This is a genomic window from Actinoplanes oblitus (genome assembly GCF_030252345.1).
Taxonomy (GTDB): domain Bacteria; phylum Actinomycetota; class Actinomycetes; order Mycobacteriales; family Micromonosporaceae; genus Actinoplanes; species Actinoplanes oblitus.
The window spans coordinates 8978202-8997607 of record NZ_CP126980.1; the positions used below are offsets into that span (position 1 = coordinate 8978202).

At 72.1% G+C, this 19406-nt stretch carries 17 protein-coding genes; 12 read left to right on the top strand and 5 right to left on the bottom strand.

Going from position 1 to position 19406, the window contains the following annotated elements:
• Positions 1-30: 30 nt before the first annotated feature.
• The 10 genes from Actob_RS39965 to Actob_RS40010 all read left to right on the top strand — a co-directional run bounded on the left by Actob_RS39965 (position 31) and on the right by Actob_RS40010 (position 8932).
• The gene (locus tag Actob_RS39965) at positions 31-747 is read left to right on the top strand and encodes an ABC transporter ATP-binding protein (protein ID WP_284917162.1); all 717 of its coding nucleotides are present in this window, start codon (positions 31-33) and stop codon (positions 745-747) included.
• Positions 744-1460 carry an ABC transporter ATP-binding protein gene (locus Actob_RS39970; RefSeq protein WP_284917163.1) on the top strand — a complete coding sequence of 239 codons (717 nt, stop codon included), beginning with the start codon at positions 744-746 and terminating at the stop codon, positions 1458-1460. The genes Actob_RS39965 and Actob_RS39970 overlap by 4 nt, the downstream gene beginning before the upstream one ends.
• A gap of 14 nt (positions 1461-1474) precedes the next feature.
• Positions 1475-2353, top strand: coding sequence for a branched-chain amino acid ABC transporter permease (locus Actob_RS39975; RefSeq protein WP_284917164.1), 879 nt, complete (start codon positions 1475-1477; stop codon positions 2351-2353).
• Positions 2350-3360: a branched-chain amino acid ABC transporter permease gene (locus Actob_RS39980; RefSeq protein ID WP_284917165.1), complete on the top strand. Its 1011-nt coding sequence runs from the start codon at positions 2350-2352 to the stop codon at positions 3358-3360. Before Actob_RS39975 ends, Actob_RS39980 begins: the two co-directional genes overlap by 4 nt.
• Positions 3357-4616 carry an ABC transporter substrate-binding protein gene (locus Actob_RS39985; protein ID WP_284917166.1) on the top strand — a complete coding sequence of 420 codons (1260 nt, stop codon included), beginning with the start codon at positions 3357-3359 and terminating at the stop codon, positions 4614-4616. Before Actob_RS39980 ends, Actob_RS39985 begins: the two co-directional genes overlap by 4 nt.
• 63 nt (positions 4617-4679) lie before the next feature.
• Positions 4680-5405 carry an SDR family oxidoreductase gene (locus Actob_RS39990; protein WP_284917167.1) on the top strand — a complete coding sequence of 242 codons (726 nt, stop codon included), beginning with the start codon at positions 4680-4682 and terminating at the stop codon, positions 5403-5405.
• The gene (locus tag Actob_RS39995; RefSeq protein WP_284917168.1) at positions 5402-6175 is read left to right on the top strand and encodes an SDR family oxidoreductase; all 774 of its coding nucleotides are present in this window, start codon (positions 5402-5404) and stop codon (positions 6173-6175) included. Before Actob_RS39990 ends, Actob_RS39995 begins: the two co-directional genes overlap by 4 nt.
• Positions 6172-7152: a phosphotransferase family protein gene (locus tag Actob_RS40000; RefSeq protein WP_284917169.1), complete on the top strand. Its 981-nt coding sequence runs from the start codon at positions 6172-6174 to the stop codon at positions 7150-7152. The genes Actob_RS39995 and Actob_RS40000 overlap by 4 nt, the downstream gene beginning before the upstream one ends.
• Positions 7152-8357 (top strand): acyl-CoA dehydrogenase family protein, encoded by a 1206-nt coding sequence (locus Actob_RS40005; RefSeq protein WP_284917170.1) that lies wholly within the window; start codon positions 7152-7154, stop codon positions 8355-8357. Before Actob_RS40000 ends, Actob_RS40005 begins: the two co-directional genes overlap by 1 nt.
• Positions 8354-8932, top strand: coding sequence for a TetR/AcrR family transcriptional regulator (locus Actob_RS40010; protein ID WP_284917171.1), 579 nt, complete (start codon positions 8354-8356; stop codon positions 8930-8932). The genes Actob_RS40005 and Actob_RS40010 overlap by 4 nt, the downstream gene beginning before the upstream one ends.
• A gap of 69 nt (positions 8933-9001) precedes the next feature.
• Here Actob_RS40010 and Actob_RS40015 read toward each other — a convergent pair whose 3' ends face one another.
• Positions 9002-12568, bottom strand: coding sequence for an immunoglobulin-like domain-containing protein (locus Actob_RS40015; protein WP_284917172.1), 3567 nt, complete (start codon positions 12566-12568; stop codon positions 9002-9004).
• A 178-nt stretch (positions 12569-12746) separates the two neighbouring features.
• Entirely contained in the window at positions 12747-15341 is a 2595-nt protein-coding gene (locus tag Actob_RS40020; RefSeq protein WP_284917173.1) for an ATP-binding protein, read from the bottom strand.
• A gap of 121 nt (positions 15342-15462) precedes the next feature.
• On the opposite strand from Actob_RS40020, the gene Actob_RS40025 reads away from it, so the two are divergent.
• Positions 15463-15828 (top strand): type II toxin-antitoxin system RelE/ParE family toxin, encoded by a 366-nt coding sequence (locus Actob_RS40025; protein WP_284917174.1) that lies wholly within the window; start codon positions 15463-15465, stop codon positions 15826-15828.
• A 2-nt stretch (positions 15829-15830) separates the two neighbouring features.
• The gene (locus Actob_RS40030) at positions 15831-16169 is read left to right on the top strand and encodes a helix-turn-helix domain-containing protein (RefSeq protein WP_284922489.1); all 339 of its coding nucleotides are present in this window, start codon (positions 15831-15833) and stop codon (positions 16167-16169) included.
• A gap of 73 nt (positions 16170-16242) precedes the next feature.
• Here the strand turns inward: Actob_RS40030 and Actob_RS40035 are convergent, their stop codons facing one another.
• The 3 genes from Actob_RS40035 to Actob_RS40045 are packed head-to-tail and all read right to left on the bottom strand — an operon-like array spanning position 16243 to position 19363.
• Complete coding sequence (locus Actob_RS40035) at positions 16243-17331, bottom strand: alcohol dehydrogenase catalytic domain-containing protein (protein WP_284917175.1); 1089 nt, start codon at positions 17329-17331, stop codon at positions 16243-16245.
• Positions 17328-18737, bottom strand: coding sequence for an aldehyde dehydrogenase family protein (locus tag Actob_RS40040; RefSeq protein WP_284917176.1), 1410 nt, complete (start codon positions 18735-18737; stop codon positions 17328-17330). The genes Actob_RS40035 and Actob_RS40040 overlap by 4 nt, the downstream gene beginning before the upstream one ends.
• Positions 18734-19363, bottom strand: a complete 630-nt coding sequence (locus Actob_RS40045; protein ID WP_284917177.1) for a TetR/AcrR family transcriptional regulator — start codon at positions 19361-19363, stop codon at positions 18734-18736. The genes Actob_RS40040 and Actob_RS40045 overlap by 4 nt, the downstream gene beginning before the upstream one ends.
• Positions 19364-19406 lie beyond the last annotated feature (43 nt).

A 19406-nucleotide genomic window follows, 5' to 3' on the forward strand; every position in this document is an offset into this window, starting at 1 on the left:
GTGGACCTCTGCTGTCCAGACGAGGTGGCCATGTCGACGGAATCCCCTGCTCATGAGCTCGCGCTCGACCACATAACGGTTCGCTTCGGCGGCCTTACCGCACTCGACGACGTCTGTCTGCGGGTGCCCGCCGGACGGATCGTCGGGGTGATCGGGCCGAACGGCGCCGGCAAGACCACCCTCTTCAACGTGATCTGCGGTTTCGTCACGCCGACCACCGGGGCGCTCACCCTGGACGGCCGGGCCTGGCGGCCGCGACCGCACCACCTCAACCGGCTCGGCATCGCCCGCACCCTGCAGGGCGTCGGCCAGTTCGCCGGCCTCACCGTGCTGGAGAACGTGCAGGTCGGCATCCGGGCCGGCCGGGAGCGGCAGTCCGAGCGGGACGCGCTCGCCGCCCTGCGGCGGTGCGGCGTCGACGAGTACGCGTACGCCCCGCCCGGCGCGCTGCCCTACGCGATCCGCAAGCGGGTCGAGCTGGCCCGCGCCCTGGCCGCCCGGCCACGGATCCTGATGCTCGACGAGCCGGCCGGCGGCCTGGACGCCGACGAGATCCAGTGGCTGGCCGGCCTGATCCGGGACGCCGGCACCACGGTCCTGCTGGTCGAGCACCACATGGATCTGGTCATGTCGGTCTGCGACGAGATCCTGGTGCTGGACTTCGGCAAACCGATCGCGCTCGGCTCCCCCGCCGAGATCAGCGCGGACGACAAGGTCACCGAGGCCTACCTGGGGGCGGCCGCATGAGCGCGCTGCTCGAGGTGGACGACCTGACCGCGGGTTACGGCGCCGCACCGGTGCTGCACGACGTGCGGTTCAGCATCGAACCCGGTGAGATCATCGCGGTTCTCGGGGCGAACGGGGCCGGCAAGACCACCCTGCTGCGCACCCTGTCCGGCCTGGTCCGGCCGACCCGGGGCAGCGTCGTCTTCGACGGCGAGGACCTGCGCGGCGTACGCGTCGAGCACCTGGTCCGCCGCGGCATCGCGCACGTGCCGGAGGGCCGCGGCGTGGTCACCGAGCTGACCGTCGACGAGAACCTGCGGCTCGGCGGGCTGTGGCGGCGCGACCGCGGGGACGCGGCGCGCGCCCTGGACGAGGTCTACGACCTCTTCCCGGCGCTGGCACAACGACGTGCCAGCGCCGGGCACCAGCTCTCCGGCGGCGAGCGGCAGATGCTCGCGCTGGGGCGGGCGCTGATCGGCCGTCCCCGGCTGCTGCTGCTCGACGAGCCGTCGCTGGGCCTGGCCCCGAAAATCACCGCACAGATCCTGTCCCTCCTGCGCGACCTGCGGGAACGCACCGGGCTGGCGGTGCTGCTGGTCGAGCAGAACGTGCGCAGCGCGCTGTCCGTCGCGGACGAGGGCATCGTGCTGGCGCTCGGCCGGGTGGTGACCCGCAACAACGCGGTCGAGCTGCGCGACGACGCCGATCTGCGGCACGCCTACCTCGGCTTCTGAGAGAGCGGGTTCCGATGGACAGATTCGTTTACCTGACCTTCGACGGGCTCAGCCGGGGCGCGGTCTACGCCGCATTCGCGCTGGCCCTGGTGCTGATCTGGCGGGCCGCCCGGATCGTCAACTTCGCACAGGGCGCGATGGCCGTCGCCGCCGTCTACGTGGCGTACTCGGTGACCGGCGCGACCGGCTCCTACTGGCTCGGCTTCCTCGCCGCCATCGCGTTCGGTCTGCTGCTCGGCGTCGCCGTGGAGAAGACCGTGATGCGCTTCGTCGACCACTCCTCCCCGCTCAACGGCGTGGTGGTGGCGCTCGGCCTGGTCCTGATCGTGCAGGGCGTGCTCGGCATCGTCTACGGCAACGAGTACCGGCCGGTGGCGACGCCGTTCCGGCGGGACGCGTTCGAGGTCGGCGGCATCGCGCTGCTGAGCCGCTACGACGTCTTCGTCTTCGCCGCGGTGGGCACCGTGGTGGTCGCGCTCACGCTGCTGTTCACCCGGACGGCGGTGGGCCTGCGGATGCGGGCCGCCGCGTTCGCCCCGGACGTCTCGCGACTGCTCGGGGTGCCGGTCGGCGGGATGCTGACGCTGGGCTGGGCGCTGGCCGCCGCGGTCGGGTCGCTGGCCGGGATGCTGGTCGTCCCGACCGAGCTGGGACTGCACCCGACGGCGATGGACGTGGTCTTCGTGTCGGCGTTCACCGCGGCCGTGGTGGGTGGGCTGGACAGCCCGATCGGAGCGGTGACCGGCGGGCTGGTCGTCGGGCTGCTGCTCTCCTACGTCAGCGGCTACCTGGGCGCCACCGTCGCCCCGATGGCGGTACTGCTCCTGCTCGTGGTGGTGCTGCTCGGCCGGCCGGGCGGACTCTTCTCCAGTTCGAAGGCGAGGCTGGCGTGACGGACGTAGAAGAGAAGCGGGCGGCGGCCGCCGTACCGGAAATCGTCCGGCGGCGGAAGCGGATCTGGCCGGTCGTGCCGATCGTGATCGGCGCCCTCCTGGTGGTGCTGCTGACCTACACGCTGCCGCCGTTCCGGAACTACCAGCTGGCCACGATCGGCGCCTACTTCACGGTGACGGCCGGGCTGACCGTCCTGACCGGACTGAACGGGCAGCTGTCGCTGGGGCACGGCGCGCTGATGGCGACCGGGGCCTACACGTTCGCGCTGACCCAGAACCGGTGGCTGCACACGCCGGTCAGCTTCGTGGCGGCGATCCTGGTCACCACCCTGGCCGGTGTGGTGATCGGGCTGGCCGCGGCCCGGCTGCGCGGACCCTACCTGGCCGGCCTGACCCTGGCGGTGGCGGTCGTGGTGCCGTCGGTGACCAGCACGTTCGACGAGACGTTCAACAGCGACATGGGACTGTCGGTGGCGCTCGACCCGCCGCCCGGGACCATCCCGATGGAACGCTGGCAGGCCTGGCTCTGCTGGACGGGCGCGCTGGTCACCGTGCTGTCGCTGGCCACCCTGGTGCGCGGGCGGTTCGGGCGGGACCTGCGCGCGGTGCGGGACGACGAGACGGCGGCCCGGCTGGCCGGGGTCGACGTCGCCCGTACCAAGGTCCTGGCCTTCGTGGTCAGCGCGGCCTGCGCCGGTCTGGCCGGCGCCCTCTTCGCGGTGCTGGCGCAGAGCGTCTCACCCGGCGCCTTCCCGCTGACCCTGTCGCTGTTCCTGGTGATGGCGATCGTGATCGGCGGCCTGGGCCGGCTGGTCGGCGCGTTGCTGGGAGCGGTGCTGCTGGTGGCGCTGCCGGCGCTGGCGCAGTCGGCCGGGGAGAGCTCCGGATCGCAACACCTGGAGGGGAACCTCGCCCTGGTGGTCTTCGGCGTGGTGCTCGTAGTCGTCATGCTCGCCGCCCCGGGCGGGCTCGCATCGATTCGATTCAATCTGTGGAGGAAGCGATGAAACGCACCACGGCGGTGTTCCTCACCGTCCTTCTCTTCGCCGGGGCCTGTGACGGCTCCTCTTCGACGAGCGGATCCGGCAGCAGCGTTCCGGGGGTGACCGACAGCGAGGTGGTCGTCGGCACGCACATGCCGCTGACCGGCCCGGCCGCGGCCGGCTACTCCAAGATCGCGCCGGCCACCAAGGCCTACTTCGACTTCGTCAACGCGAACGGCGGGATCAACGGCCGGAAGATCACCTACAAGGTCAAGGACGACGCCTACAACCCGGCGACCACCCAGCAGGTGGTGCGGGAGCTGGTGTTGCAGGACAAGGTGTTCGCGATCCTGAACGGCCTGGGCACCCCGACGCACACCGGCGTGCTGGACTTCTTGAAGACCAACAAGGTGCCGGACCTCTTCGTGGCCAGCGGCAGCCGCAACTGGAACCAGCCGGACAAGTATCCGGGCACCTTCGGCTTCAACCCGGACTACACCGTCGAGGGCAAGATCCTCGGCACCTACGTGAAGCAGAACCTGGCCGGCAAGAAGGCCTGCTTCCTGGGCCAGGACGACGATTTCGGCAAGGACAGCCTGGCCGGGATCGAGAAGACCCTGGGCCCGGTGGCGGCCAAGCAGAGCTACGTGACCAGCAACCCGAACGTCGGCCCGCAGATGGGCGCGCTCAAGGCGGCCGGCTGCCAGGTGGTGCTGATGGCCACCATCCCGGGCTTCACCGCGCTGTCGATCGGCACCGCCGCCAAGATCGGCTTCAAGCCGCAGTTCGTGGTCAGCAACGTGGGCGCCGACCCGGCCACCGTCAGCAAGGCGCTGGGGGCCGCCGCGCCGCTGCTGGAGGGCGTGGTCTCGACCAACTACCTGCCGCTCACCACCGACGACGCCAGTCCGTGGATCCAGCTCTACAAGAAGGTCAACGCCCAGTACAACAACAACGCGGAGTTCGACAACAACGTCGTGTACGGGATGTCCGTGGCGTACCTGTTCGTCCAGTCGCTGCAGAACGCCGGCAAGGACCTGACCCGTGACTCGATCATCGACGCGGTGCAGAAGAACGGGTTCAAGGGTCCGGGCCTGGTGCCGCTGCGGTTCTCCGCCACGGATCACGCGGGGTACGGCGGGGAGCAGCTCACCACCGTCAAGAACGGCAAGGCGGAGTTCTTCGGGCAGGCGTACACCACCGACGACGGGGACGGTGCGGTACAGCCGTACACCGCGCAACCCGTGACACCCCCGCAGAACGGAATCCCGGCAGCGTAATATCCGCACACTGAGTGCATAAATTTTCCAGGAGGTAGTGCGATGGCGGATCAGGTGGCAGTCGTGACGGGGGCCAGTCGCGGTATCGGGTTCGCCATCGCGCAACGCTTCGTCGCCCAGGGCGCGAAGGTCGCGATCACCGGGCGGGACGCCGACGCCCTCCAGGCCGCGGTGAAGGAGCTGGGCGGCTCCGAGGTGGCCATCGGGGTGGCCGGCAAGGGCGACGACGCCGGGCACCGGACGGCCGTGGTGGAGGCGGTGACCGCGAAGTTCGGGCCGGTCACCACGCTGATCAACAACATCGGGATCAACCCGGCGTACGGGCCGCTGGCCACCCTCGACCTGAACGCGGCGCGCAAGATGGCCGAGGTCAACCTGATCGGCACGCTCGGCTGGGTGCAGGAGGCGCTGCGCGGCGGGCTGGCCGAGAACGGCGGGTCGGTCGTCAACATCTCCTCGGTCTCCGGGGTACGCCCGGCGCCCGGTATCGCGTTCTACGGCACCACCAAGGCCGCGCTGATCCACCTCACCGAGGAGCTGGCGGTCGAGCTGGCCCCGAAGATCCGGGTGAACGCGGTGGCACCGGCGGTGGTCAAGACCCGGTTCGCGGCGGCGCTGTTCGAGGGGCGCGAGGAGCAGGTGACGGCGACGTACCCGCTGAAGCGGCTGGGCGCCCCGGAGGACGTGGCCGGCACCGTGGCGTTCCTCTGCTCGCCGGACGCCTCGTGGATCACCGGGCAGACCATCGTGCTCGACGGTGGCGTGACGCTGACCGGGGTGGTCGAGTGAAGCGGGTGGTCGTCACCGGCGCCGGTGGCGGGATCGGCGCGGCGCTGGCCCGGCGGTTCGCCGCCGACGGCGCCCGGGTGATCGTCAGCGACCTGAACGCGGACGCCGCCTCGGCGGTCGCCGCGGACATCGGCGGTCTCGCGATCACCGCCGACGCGGCGTCCGAGGCCGACACCCGGCGCCTCGTCGACGCCGCTTTCTCGGAGCTGGGCGACATCGACCTGTTCTGCTCGAACGCCGGCGTGCTCTCGCCCGGCGACGAGAACACCCCCGACCGGTTGTGGGAACGCGACTACGGCGTGAACGTGCTGTCGCATGTCTACGTGACCCGCGCGCTGCTGCCGAGGTGGCTCGACTCGGCGACGCCGAAGCGCCTGCTCGTCACGGTGAGCGCGGCCGGTCTGCTGACCCTGCTGGGCAGCGCGAGCTACTCGGTGACCAAGCACGCGGCGCTCGCCTACGCCGAGTGGCTGCGGGCCACCTACGCCCACCGTGGCCTGGTCGTCCAGGCGCTCTGCCCGCAGGGCGTCCGCACCGACATGCTGACCGGCGACGACGCCCGGGGCAGCGGCAGCGCGGCACTGCTCGCCGAGGGGGCGCTGGAACCGGCCGCGGTGGCCGACCTGGTCGCCCGGTCGCTCGACGGGACCGGGTTCCTGATCCTGCCGCATCCGGAAGTCGCCGACTACTACCGCTTGCGCGCGACCGATCCGGACCGTTGGCTAGGCGGCATGAACAAGATGCAGCGCGGATTCGAGGCGGCCCGATGAAGGGCCTGGACCTGGCGAAGCTCCAGGCGTACCTGGACAGCCCGCCGCTGACCGGGACCATGTTCGCCGGTGGCCGGTCGAACCTGACGTACGCGGTGACCGACGGGACGAACCGCTGGGTGCTGCGCCGGCCGCCGCTCGGGCACGTGCTGCCCACCGCGCACGACATGGCCCGCGAGCACCGGGTCCTGGCCGCGCTCTCGCAGGCCGGTTTCCCGGTGCCCAGGCCGGTCCTGCTGTGTGCCGACGCCTCGGTCATCGGCGCACCGTTCTACCTGATGGAGCACGTCGACGGCACGATCTACCGGGATGCCGGCCAGTTCGCCGGGGTCGACCTGCGGGAGCTGACCTTCACCCTGGTGGACACGCTCGCCGACCTGCACTCGCTCGACCCGGAGAAGATCGGGCTGGGCGATTTCGGCAAGCCGGAGGGCTTCAACGCCCGTCAGGTGCGCCGGTGGAAGCAGCAGCTGGACGCGAGCCGCAGCCGGGAGCTGTCCGGCATCGAGGAGCTGCACGCCCGGCTCGCCGCGGACATCCCGGCCGGCGGCCCGGGCGCCGTCGTGCACGGCGACTTCCGGCTGGACAACGTGCTCATCGGCGACGACCTCGGGGTCAACGCGGTGCTCGACTGGGAGATGTCGACGCTCGGCGACCCGCTCAGCGACCTCGCCCTGATGCTCGTCTACGCCGGCCGCCCGCTGCTGGTCAAGGACGGCAAACCGGTCGCCCCGGCCGACCTGCCCGGCCACCCGGCGCTCGACGAGATGGCCGCCCGGTACGCCCAGCGCAGCGGCCGCGACGTCGGCGACCTGCACTGGTACGTCGGCTTCGCGGCGTTCAAGCTCGCCGTCATCCTCGAGGGCGTGCACTACCGCTACACCAAGGGACAGACCGTCGGCGCCGGCTTCGACACCGTTGGCGCGATGGTGCCCGAGCTGATCGAGCAGGGCCACCGAGCGCTGGAAGGACACTGATGGACTTCGAGTTCGACGCGACGACCGAGGACTACCGCAAGCGGTTGCTCGGGTTCATGGACGAGCACATCTACCCGTTCGAGAAGGACTTCCACGCCGCCGGGGACGGGTGGGAGCCGCCCGCCGTGCTGGCCACCATGCAGGCCGCCGCGAAGGAGGCCGGCCTGTGGAACCTGTTCCTCCCGGGTTCGCACGGCGCCGGGCTGACCAACCTGCAGTACGCGCCGCTGGCCGAGATCATGGGACGCAGCCCGGCGATCGCACCGGCCGCGTTCAACTGCAACGCGCCGGACACCGGCAACATGGAGGTGCTCGCCGAGTTCGGCACCCCGGAGCAGCAGGAACGCTGGCTCAAGCCGCTGCTGGCCGGGGAGATCCGGTCCGCTTTCGCGATGACCGAGCCGCAGGTGGCCTCCTCGGACGCCACCAACATCGGCACCCGGATCGAGCGGGACGGCGACGAGTACGTCATCAACGGCCACAAGTTCTTCATCACCGGCGCGATGAACCCGAACTGCAAGATCTTCATCGTGATGGGCAAGACCGACCCGGACGCCGACCGGCACGTGCAGCAGAGCCAGGTCCTGGTGCCGCGGGACACCCCGGGCCTCACGGTCAAGCGCGGGATGACCGTCTTCGGGTACGACGACGGTGACCACGGCGGTCACGCCGAGCTGATCTTCGAGAACGTCCGGGTGCCGGTGAGCAACCTGATCGGCGTGGAGGGCGGCGGCTTCGCGATCTCCCAGGCCCGGCTCGGCCCCGGCCGGATCCACCACTGCATGCGGCTGATCGGCATGGCCGAGCGCGGCCTGGAGCTGATGTGCCGGCGGGCGCTGGCGCGCACCCCGTTCGGCAAGCCGCTCGCCGAGCAGGGCGTCGTCCAGGACTGGATCGCCGAGTCCCGGGTGCGCATCGAGCAGGCCCGCCTGCTGGTGCTCAAGGCCGCCTGGCTGATGGACACGGTCGGCAACAAGGGCGCGCACACCGAGATCCAGGCCATCAAGATCGTGGTGCCGCAGACCGTCGAGTGGATCCTGGACAAGGCGATCCAGGCGCACGGCGCGGCCGGCACCAGCCAGGACACCCCGCTCGCCCAGCTCTGGGTGGCGGCCCGGACGCTGCGGCTCGCCGACGGCCCCGACGAGGTGCACAAGCGGTCGCTGGCCCGGCGGGAACTGCACCGCTACCGGAGCCGTCCGTGACCCAGCCGCCGCGCGTCGACGGTCGCACCGCCCGGTCCGAGCGGACCCGCAACGCGATCGTCGACGCACACCTCCGGCTGATCCGGGACGGCGACCTGCGCCCCACGGCGGACCGGATCGCCAAGCTGGCCGGGGTCTCGCTGCGCGCGCTGTGGAGCCACTTCGCCGACATGGAGTCGCTGATGGCGGCCAGCGGGCAGCGGGTCCTGGACGAGCGGGACGCGTCCTACCGGCAGATCTCGCCGGAGCTGCCGCTGGCCGAGCGGATCGACGCGTTCTGCCGGCAGCGGGCCCGGATGCTGGAGGAGATCGGGCCGGCCGCTCGCGCCTCGGCGCTGAAGGAACCGTTCTCCATCGGGTTGCAGCGGTACCGCAGGCTTCACGTCGCCCGCGTGCGCGACGAGCTGACCAGCACGTTCCCGGAGGAGATCGGGTCCGACGAGGAGTTGCTCAACGCGCTGACCACGATCAGCCTCTGGCCGGCCTGGTCGACGCTGCGGGAGGCGATGGAACTGCCTGTCGAGTCCGCGCGGGCCGCCCTGGCCCGCGGGATCCGGGCCCTGCTCGGCGGCTGAGCCGATCGGGACCGGCCGGCGGCCGCGGCGCTCCACATCGGATGCCGCGGCCGCCGGCCGGTCAGCCGATCACCGGACCACCCGGATCCTGAGCACCGAGCTGGCGGAGCCGGTGACCGTGCCCGACCCCGAGTACCGCGCCTCGATCCGGTAGGTGCCCCTCCTGGTCAGCGGACCGAGGTCCAGGACGGCCCGGCCGCCGGTCAGGGTCGCGGTGACCCGGATCCGGGATGTGCCGTTGACCGCGAGCACCCGCACCGTTCCGTACGCCGGCGCCCCGGACACGCTGCGCACCCGGACGGTGAGGTGCGTCTTACCGCCGGCGCGGACCCGGCCGGCCGTCGCCGACACCGTCGTCCTGGACGACGCGGCGACGACCTCGAGGGTCAGCCCCGCCGAGGAGCCGGCGTACCTGTCGTCGCCGGCGTAGACCACGCGCAGCTTCCTGGTTCCCACGCCGATGGTGTTCGCCAGCTGGATCCGGGCGTGGCCGCCGGACAGCACACCGTCGCCCACCGAGGTGGCGCCGAGCAGCACCCGCACGACGCCCGAGGGCTTCGCCGCGGACGCGCCGGCGACCGTCACGTCGACCACCGGCGAGGTGCCGTAGGTCGCCTTCGCCGGCCGCACCGTGGCCCTCGTGGTGGTCGGCGCCGGCACGACACCCACGGCCGGCACGACGACCCGGTTCGCCGTCTCGACGTTCCCGGCGACGTCGGTCGCCCGGTAGAGCAGCGCGGTCGCGGCCCGTCCCACGCGCACCGGCCCGGTGTACGCCCACCAGGTCGCCCCGCCGTCCAGCGAGTACTCCAGGCCGCGGACGCCGGAGTGGCCGTCGGCCGCCCGCAGGCTCACGGTACGGGCGTCGGCGTCCACCGTCGCCTGCGAGACCGGCGCGGTCGTGTCGACCCGTACGGTCACCGAGCCCGTGCCGGAGCTGTTGCCCGCGGCGTCGGTGGCGGTGTACTCGACCACGTGGATGCCGTCGGCGCCGAGGGTCAGCGGCTGGGCCTGGTCCACCCACGGACCGGCCGGCTCGCCGGCGCGGGTGACCCGGACCTTGGGGACCACGGCACCGTCCACGGCGTCGGTGGCGGTCACCGTCACCGTCGCCGGAGTCCGGAACCAGCCGGTGCCCGGCTCGGCCGGCGACACGACGGCGCCCACGGTGGGCGCGTCCACGTCCGGGACGGTGACCACGGCGGTGGCCTTGACGTTCTGGCTCTCGGCGATGGTGCCCGAGACGGTGAACGTGCCGGGCCGGGCGTACGCCGCGGGCGGCACGGCGTCCCACACCACCGCGACACCGGCCGACGAGCCGTCCGCGTGCCGGGCGGTGACCCGCGCGGGCAGGGCCGGCGCGGTGCCCGCCGGCGTGGTCAACGGAACCGGGTCCACGGCGGTGACCAGCAGGTTCGGCTGGTAGGTGGCGAGCAGCCGGTCGTACTCCCGCTGGGTGACCGGCAGGACGGTGCCGTGCCGGGGGCTGGCCGGCAGCGAGTACGACGAGACCTTGGTCCAGAGGCCTGCGGCCAGGTCGGTAGTGGTGAACGGTACGTAGCCCTGGCCGCCGAACTCGTCGATGAACAAATACCAGCGGTCCTCGGTGTTCGACTTGAACACCAGCGGCCCCTCACCGGCGCTGACCGCGCCGGAGCCGATGCACTCCCGGACGAACTGGTAGTCGGTGCTCATGATCGAGGTGGACTTCTCCTCGATCAGGAACTTGGCGCACGGCGTGCTGGACGTGTTGTTGCGCTCGTCCTTGGTGAACCGGTAGTACGTACCGTCGTGCTCGATCATCGTCGAGTCGATCACCGAGTACCCCGGGTCCTTCCACACCCTGGGCTCGCTGAACGTGTAGAAGTCCCGGGTGGTGGCGTACATCATCCGGTTGTACGTGCTCCCCGCGTGCGCGGTGTCCGCCGGGTCGTAGAGCTTCGAGGCCCAGAAGACGACGTACGCGCCGATCGAGCGGTCGTAGAACGCCTCGGGCGCCCAGGTGTTGCCGGCGGTGTCCGGGGAGATCTTCACGAGCCGCTGGTTGGTCCAGGTGACCAGGTCGGTGGACTCCCACACCATGATCGACTTGCTGCCGCGACGCTGCGAGCCGTCCCAGTCGCCGTTGCCGTTGATCTTCAGGTCGGTGGCGATCTGGTAGAACTTGTCGCCCTCCGGCGAGCGGATGATGAACGGGTCGCGCAGGCCCTTCGTGCCCAGCTCCGACGTGAGAACCGGCTTGGCGTCGTTGACCTCGCGGTAGGACAGCGGGTCGTTCGCCTTGCTCACCGCGAAGTAGAGCTGCTCGCCGTTCGCGGTGCCCTCACCGGTGAAGTAGCTGAACAGATAGCCGGTCTTGGCGGCGGCGGCCGGCAGCTCGGGCACCGTCGCCGTCATCGTCCGGGTGGCCGAGGCCTCGCCCACCCGCGCCGTCGCGGTCAGGGCCACGGTGGCCGGCCCCTTGCCGGCCGCCGGCCGGTGCACGACACCGGAGCCGTCGATCACGTCCGGCCGGTCCGAGGACCAGGTGACCACGGCGCCGTTGTCGCCGGTGGCCGGCAGCGTCAGATTTCCCCGGACGTCGTCGATGTCGTGCACGACGAGCGCGGCGGCCGCCGCCTTCGCGGCCTCCCCGTCGCCGAGCTTCGGCAGCACCGTGACGGCGAAGGTCTTCGTGGCGGTCGACGCGCCGCGGGTGAGGGTGGCGGTGAGCGTCGCGGTGGCGGCCGGCTGCCCGGCCGCCGGCCGGGTCACCACGCCGCCGGCGGTGACGACCGCCGGGTCGCTGGTCGACCAGGACAGGGCGGACCCGTGCGGCGCGGTCGCCGGCAGGCTGAGGTCGGCGGCCAGGGCGGACGTGTCGCCCAGGGTCAGCGCGGCCCGGTCGGCGGCCAGTTCGTCGGCGACGACCGGGCCGGCCAGGGTACGCACCTCGGTGTCGCCGAGCGCCCGGTCGTACACCCGGAAGTCCTTGATCTTGCCCTTGAGGAGCCGGTCACCGCTGTAGTCGGACTTGCCGAGGTAGTTCGCCGTCGTCCTGCCGCCACCGATGTCGCCCGGCTTGATGGTGACCGAGGTGTTGGTGGCGATCGGCACGCCGTCCTCGAACAGCCGTCCCGTGGTGCCGGTCTGGGTGTACGCGAGGTGCTTCCAGGTGCCACGGGCGAGCGACTCGGCCGCCGCGGGCTGGGTGCTCTGCTCCTTGGTCCAGTTCGCCGTGGAGATCGCCGCGCGGAGGGAGTTGCCGGTGGCGAACAGGTAGCCGTTGCCGTACCCGGTGGCGTTGTCGGTGTTGCCGAAGCCGTACAGGAAGTACGGCGTCGGCTGGTCGGCGTCGAGGTACACGTCGAAGGACACCGAGATCGAGTCCAATCCGGACATGATGTCGTCCGGCAGCTTGACGTACGTGTTCGACCCGTTGAAGGCCAGTCCGTCGTCGCCACCCCAGGACGGGGTCCCGCTCACGCTCCCGTTCCGGCCGTTGCCGGAGGAGTCGGTGGCCACCGTGCCCGACTTCTCGTCGAGCTTGTACCACAGCATCAGGCCGTCGGCGGCTACGGCGGGTGACGGCACGACCAGAGTGGACAGCACCACAGCGGCCGCGCTCAGCGCGGACCAGCGCGCGGTTCTTCGCATGGACGTATTCCTTTGGGGGGAAGGGAACGGAGACAGCGCGCCGGAGGACGGTTCCGGCGGGGGAAGGCGCGGTCAGAACCGGGATGAGTGTGAGCGCTAACACTCGCGCCGGTCAAGAACATCAAGCGTCATCGCTGAGAATTTTTCTCATCTCACGGCACGCCCCCATCGGGTGCGGCTAAGGAGTCAGCCCCAGACGGGCTGCCTCGGCCACGGCCTGGCCACGGCGGGACACCCCGAGTTTGCGCAGGATCGCGGAGACGTGGTGGTGCACGGTCTTGGTGGACAGGAACAGCCGCTCGGCGATCTCCACATTCGACAGGCCGCGCCGGATCAGGGCCAGCACCTCGACCTCGCGCCGGGTCAGCTCGGCCGGGTTCTCCCGGGTCCGGCGCTGCGGGCCCCGCGGGATGTCCCGCACTCCGCGGGAGCGCAGCCGGCGGGTGACGATCGTGGCGGCCGGACGGGCGCCCAGCCGCTGGAACTCGGCGAGCGCGGCCCGCAGCCCGGCCTCGTCGCCGGCGCCGGCCAGTGCCAGGGCGGCGTCGTACGAGCAGTCCCGCTTGCGCCAGCACTCCGCGGCACCCGCCACGTCGCCGGCCAGCTGCGGGGCGTACGGCTCCAGCAGCCGGACCCCGGCCAGATCGGCGTCCGGTCCCCCGGCCAACCGGCGCAGCCAGGCCAGCTCGCCGAGCACCCACGCGGCCCGCCGCCGCAGCGCCAGCTCCCAGGTCTCGGTGAGCTCCGGCTCGACCGGGACGCCGGCCAGCCAGGCGGCCTCGGCCCGGGCGGTCGCCACCGGGGCCAGGTACTGCAGCTCGCCCTTGCCGGCGGCCAGGTCACGGGCCTCGTCCAGGGCCGGCCACGGGTCGGCGTCACCGCCGCGGGCCCGGATCAGCCCGAGCACGGCGAGCGCCATGAGCCGCAGCAGCGGCACCGGCTTGGCGTCGCGCAGCACCTCCCCGGCGTCCGCGGCCGCCTCGCCCCAGCGGCCCATGTCGAGGTGGTAGCGCGCCCGGTAGGCGAGCACGTAGTGCTTCCACGCCTCCAGCCCCAGGTCGGCGCAGGCGGTCACGCCCCGGTCCAGCCAGGACGACAGGTGGTACGACCGGACCCGGGTCATCGACCAGCCGGCGTGGATGTACGCCCGGCCGATGTGCTCCTCCAGCCCGGCCTGCTCGGCCAGCGCCAGGCTGCGCTCCAGCTTGCCGATCCCCGCCGGCTCCCCGGCGAGCAGCTGCATGGTGCCGAGGTTGTTGAGGCTGTGCACCACGATCTCGACGCTGCCGTGCCGCTCGCCCAGGCGCAGCGCCCGGCCGCCCAGCTCCATGGCGTCCGGGTAATCCTCGATGTTGAGCGCTATCGACGCCTGGTTGGTGCAGGCCATGGCGTATTCCGGGCCGGTCGGCACGTCGTCGAGGAGCCGCAGCGCCTCGCGGCCGGACGCGGCGGCCTCCTCGAGGTAGCCGCCGCACCACTGGCGCCGGGACAGCAGGGAGAGCGCCGTCGCCTCCCCGTGCCGGTCGCCGATCCGGCGGCGATGCCGGATCGCCTCCCGCAGCGCCACTATCGACTCGTCGGTCTGCTCGGTCAGGTAGCACTCGTAGGAGCGGCGTTCCAGCAGGCCGGCCCGCTCGGCCGGGGCGAGGCCGGCGGCGAAGCGCAGCGCCCGGGCGTACTGCGCGGCGGCTTCCCGGTGCGCGCCCGACCCGGCGGCCTGCTCGGCGGCGCGCGGCGCCCAGGTGAGCACCACGTCGGTGGCGCCGGCCGCCTCGGCGTGGTGGGCGACCCGGCTCGGGTCGGCCCGCTCCGGCTCGGCCAGCAGCGCCCGCAGCACGCCGCGGTGCAGTTCCAGCCGCCGGTGCGGGGCGAGCGACTCCTCCACGGCGATCCGGGCCAGCTCGTGCCGGAACGCCACCCCGCCCGGCACGCTCTCCAGCATCCCGGCCCGCAGCGCCTCGTCGAGCCCGGGCATGCCCGCCAGCAGGTGCAGCTCGGCGTGCTGCGGGACGACCGAGACGGCGTCCAGCACCGCCGTCGCCTCCGGGCCGAGCCGGGCGGCCCGGGCCAGCACCGCGTCGCGCACGGTCAGCGGTACGTCGCCGTCGTCGCGGGCCAGCACCTCGGTGACGAAGAACGGGTTGCCCCCGCTCACCCGGTGCAGCGCGCGCCCGTCACGCCCGTGCGGGGCGGCCAGCTCACCGACCGCCTCCGGGGACAGCGGCGCGACGGCCATCCGGTGGATCGCGTCGCCCTGCAGCTCGCCGAGCAGCCGGCGCAGCGGATGCCGCCGGTCGGTCACCTCGTCGCTGCGATAGGTCGCGACGATCAGCGCGGGCATCGCCTCGATGCGCCGGCCGAGCACGCTGAGCACGTCGAGGGTGGCCTCGTCGGCCCAGTGCAGGTCCTCCAGCACCAGCGCCAAGCCGGGGCGTTCCCGCACGTCGCGGATGATCCCGGTGGCCAGCTCGTAGGACTTCGCGCCGCGCTCGACCAGGCCGGCGATCGGGCCGCCGTCGTGCGCGATCTCCAGGAACGGCCCCAGCGGTCGCGGCGTCCGCAGTGGATCGCAGGCGCCCCACAGCACCGGGCGGGTCGCCCGGCACTCCGCCCGGAACCGCCGTACCAGCGCGGTCTTACCGCCGCCGGCCTCCCCGCCGAGCAGCACGAGGACCCCACCGCGCCCGCCGCGCACCGTCTCGTAGGCCTGATGCAGCGCGCCGAGCTGCCCGGACCGCTCCAGCAGCCGGGGCCCGGCAGAGATCTCCCCCATCGCCGCACCATGTCACCGGTCTCCCGCACCCTCCATCACCTATCCGACATCCGAGCATGCCGATCAACCTCGCACCTCCGGTCCGGCTGGTCAGGTGTAGAATTTTCTAAACTCCAGGCTCGTGAAAGAATGGGAGATCTTCGCAACCGACGAGTTCTATGCCTGGGCAGACACTCTTGATCGGGCATCGCTGAGACATCTCGTGCAAGCCATTGATCAGCTCGCTGAGGTGGGCCCGGGATTGGGACGACCACTCGTCGACCACATCGAGGGTTCACGGGTGCACAACATGAAGGAGCTACGGCCCGGTTCATCGGGACGGAGCGAGATTCGTGCCCTTTTCGTCTTCGACCCCTGGCGATCAACGATCCTGCTCATCGGCGGAGACAAGTCTGGTAACTGGTCCGGGTGGTATCGCACGGCGATCCCGGCGGCCGAGGAGTTGTACGCGCGGTACCTGAAGGACCGCCAGAACGAGGAGGCGTGACCGTGCCCGGATACCACAAGTGGAGCGACATCCGAGCCGAATTCGTCGAGAAGGCCGGCGGCGAGGAGGCCATCGCTGAGGCGCGCCGGCAGAGTCAGGCGTATGTCAACGGATACCGACTGGCTGAGCGACGGAAGTCGATCGGGCTGACCCAGGCCGAGGTCGCCGAACGGATGGGCGTGACCAAGGGCCGAGTCTCCCAGATCGAGCGTGGCGAGGTCGCCACCGTCGACGCCATCGCCCGCTACGTCCACGCGCTCGGGGGCTACCTCCAGATCTCCGCCGTTTTCGGCGACGACCAGTACATCCTGCGCGGCACCGACCCGCAGGCCGCCGCCTGAGCACGATCAACCCCGTTTCCGGTACGGCGGCGGCCGGCTCACCGCGTACCGGAAACGGGGTTGATCGTGGTGATCAGAGGCGGACGACGGAGCGGGCGCCCTCGCCCCGGGCCATGCGGTCGAAGGCGGCCGGCACGTCGGCCAGCCCGATCCGATCGGTGATCAGGTGGTCCAGCGACAGCTTCCCGTCGAGGACCTCGCGGGCCAGGGCCGGCACCTCGACGTCCGGGTCGGCCTGGCCGTAGACCGAGGCGCGCAGGGTCCGCGCCGAGGAGAAGATGTCCAGCGCGCCGAGCTGCACCATGTCGTCGGCCGCGCCCATCCCGACCACGGTGACCTGGCCGCCGCGCCGGGTGGCCCGCCACGCCGCCCGGATCGTCGACGCCCGGCCCACGCACTCGATGGCGTGGTCGGCGCCGCGCCCCTCGGTGCGCACCCGGACGTCCTTGGAGAGCGCGTCCGAGGAGACCACGAAGTCGGTGGCGCCGGCCGCCTCGGCCAGCCCCTTCTTCGCCTCGGTGACGTCGACAGCGATCACCTGCCCGGCGCCGGCCGCCCGGGCCGCCGCGACCACCGACAGCCCCACCCCGCCGAGGCCGATGACCAGCACCGACTCGCCCGGCTGCACCCGCGCGGTGTTGCGGACCGCGCCCGAGCCGGTCAGCACCGAGCACCCGAGCAGCGCGGCGAGTTCGAAATCGAGCTCTTCCGGTACGCCGATGACAGCGTTCTCCGGCGCCACCACCTGCTCGGCGAACGCGCCCAGCCCGAGGCACACGTGCACCGGCGCCCCGTCCAGGGTCATCCCGTTCTCCAGCGCCGCCACCCCGGAGGAGGTGGCGCAGAGCCACGGCTGAGCGTGCTCGCAGAACCAGCAGCTCCGGCACGGCGGCTGCCAGTTCAGCACCACGTGGTCGCCGACCGCGGCGCGGGTGACGTGCTCGCCGACCTCGACCACCTCGCCGGCCGCCTCGTGCCCGAGGACCAGTGGGTGCGGCGGGCGCAGCGTTCCGTTGATCATCGACAGGTCGGAGTGGCAGACGCCGGCCGCCCGGATCCGGACCCGCACCTGGCCGGGACCGACCTCGGGCAGCCGCAGCTCCTCGACGGCGGCCGGGACACCTGCCGTCCGGACCACCAGTCCGGGAATGTAGTGGCTCATCGCTGGATCGCCTTCACCTGCTGGAACTCCTCCAGACCGAACCGGCCCAGCTCGCGGCCGACGCCGGACTGCTTGTACCCGCCGAACGGGGCGAACGGGTTGAACGCGCCGCCGTTCACGTCGACCGCCCCGGTACGCAGCCGCCGGGCCACCGCGAGAGCCCGCTCGTCGCCGCCCCAGACCGCACCGGCCAGGCCGTACTTCGAGTTGTTGGCGATCGCCACGGCCTCGTCGTCGGTGTCGAACGGGATGATCGACAGCACCGGCCCGAAGATCTCCTCCTGGGCTAGCTCGCTGTCCGGGTCGACGTCGGCGAAGACGGTCGGCGCCACGAAGTGCCCGGTCGCCGGCACCGGGGCGTCCAGCCCACCGGCCACCAGCCGGGCCCGCGCCCGCTCGATGAAGCCGCGGACCCGGTCCCGCTGCCCGGCCGAGACCAGCGGGCCGAGCCGGGTGCCCGGGTCGAACGGGTCGCCGACGGTGTAGCCGGCCGCGGTCTTGGCGGCCAGCTCGACCGCCTCGTCGTAGTGGCTGCGGTGCACCAGCATCCGGGTCCACGCCGTGCAGGTCTGGCCGGAGTTGAGGAACGCGTTGCCGACCCCGACCTTGACGGCCTTGACCAGGTCGGCGTCCGCCAGGATCAGGTTCGCCGACTTGCCGCCCAGTTCCAGGGAGACCTTGGCGATCCGGTCGGCGGCCGCCTTCGCGATGGCCCGGCCGGTGGCGGTGGAGCCGGTGAACGAGATCATGTCGACGTCCGGGTGCCCGGCGATGGCCGCGCCGACCACCGGGCCGGTCCCGGTGACCAGGTTCAGCACGCCGGCCGGCAGCCCCGCCTCGTGCGCCGCGTCGAACAGCAGGTACGCCACCAGCGGGGTCAGCTCGCTCGGCTTGAGCACCACCGTGCAGCCGGCCGCCAGGGCCGCGCCCACCTTCGCCACCACCTGGTGCAGCGGATAGTTCCACGGGGTGATCGCGCCGACCACGCCGGCCGCCTCCCGGACGATCAGCGAGTTACCCACCGTCTCCTCGGTCACCGGCTGGGCGGCCAGCTCGGCGTACCCCTTGAGCACGGCGAGCGGCAGCCCGGCCTGGACCGCCTGAGCGACCTTGAGCGGGGTGCCGAGCTCCAGCCCGACGGTGCGGGCGATGTCCCCGGCCCGGGAGGCGAGCGCCTCGTGCAGCCGGCCGAGGGCCGCGCCGCGCTCGGCCATCGGCAGCCCGGCCCAGCCGTCGAAGGCCCGGCGGGCGGCCGAGACGGCGAGGTTCACGTCCTCGGCGGTGCCGGCCGGCACGTGCCCGATCACCTGCTCGGTGTACGGGTTCTCCACCTCGATCCGGTCGCCGGAGTCCGGCGGCACCCACGCGCCTCCGATGTAGAGCTGTTCGCGGAATTCCGACGTCATCGGCGTACCCCCTGGTCGTAGTGATCGGACAGACCGGCCAGGAGCAGGTCCAGCCCGAGTTCGAAGGCGCCCTCGTCGACCGCGGCGCGGTGGGCCGGCAGCTCGTGGGCGCGGTGCAGGTGCGGATAGGTGTCGTAGAGCCCCGGGTCGTCAGCGAAGCCGAGCGCGAACGAGCCGAGCGCCGACCCGGTGATCAGGTAGCGCATCAGCGCGCCGATGTGGGTGGCCCGCGACCGGGACCAGCCGGCGTCGATCAGCGCGCCGTAGACCGCCTCGGCCATGGCCAGCCCGTGCGGCCGCCGGCCGGGCCCGGTGGCCAGCACCGGGATGATGTGCGGATGGGCGGCCAGCACCGCGTGGTACGACTTCGCCCAGAGCCGCAGCCCCTCGCGCCAGTCGCAGTCGGCGAACACCCCGATGTCCACCCGCGCCACCACCGCCTCGGCGACCGCGTCGACGATCTCCGCCTTGGTGGCGAAGTGGTTGTACAGCGACGGGCCCTGCACGCCCAGCTCGGTGGCGAGCCGCCGCATGGAGAGCGCGTCCAGGCCCTCGGCGTCGATCAGAGCGGACGCGGCCTCGACGATGCGCTCCCGGGTCAGCAACGCCTGCCGGGGCCGAGCCATATGGCAACTCCCTGGAAATCCGGAATCAGCACTGGACGCGCAA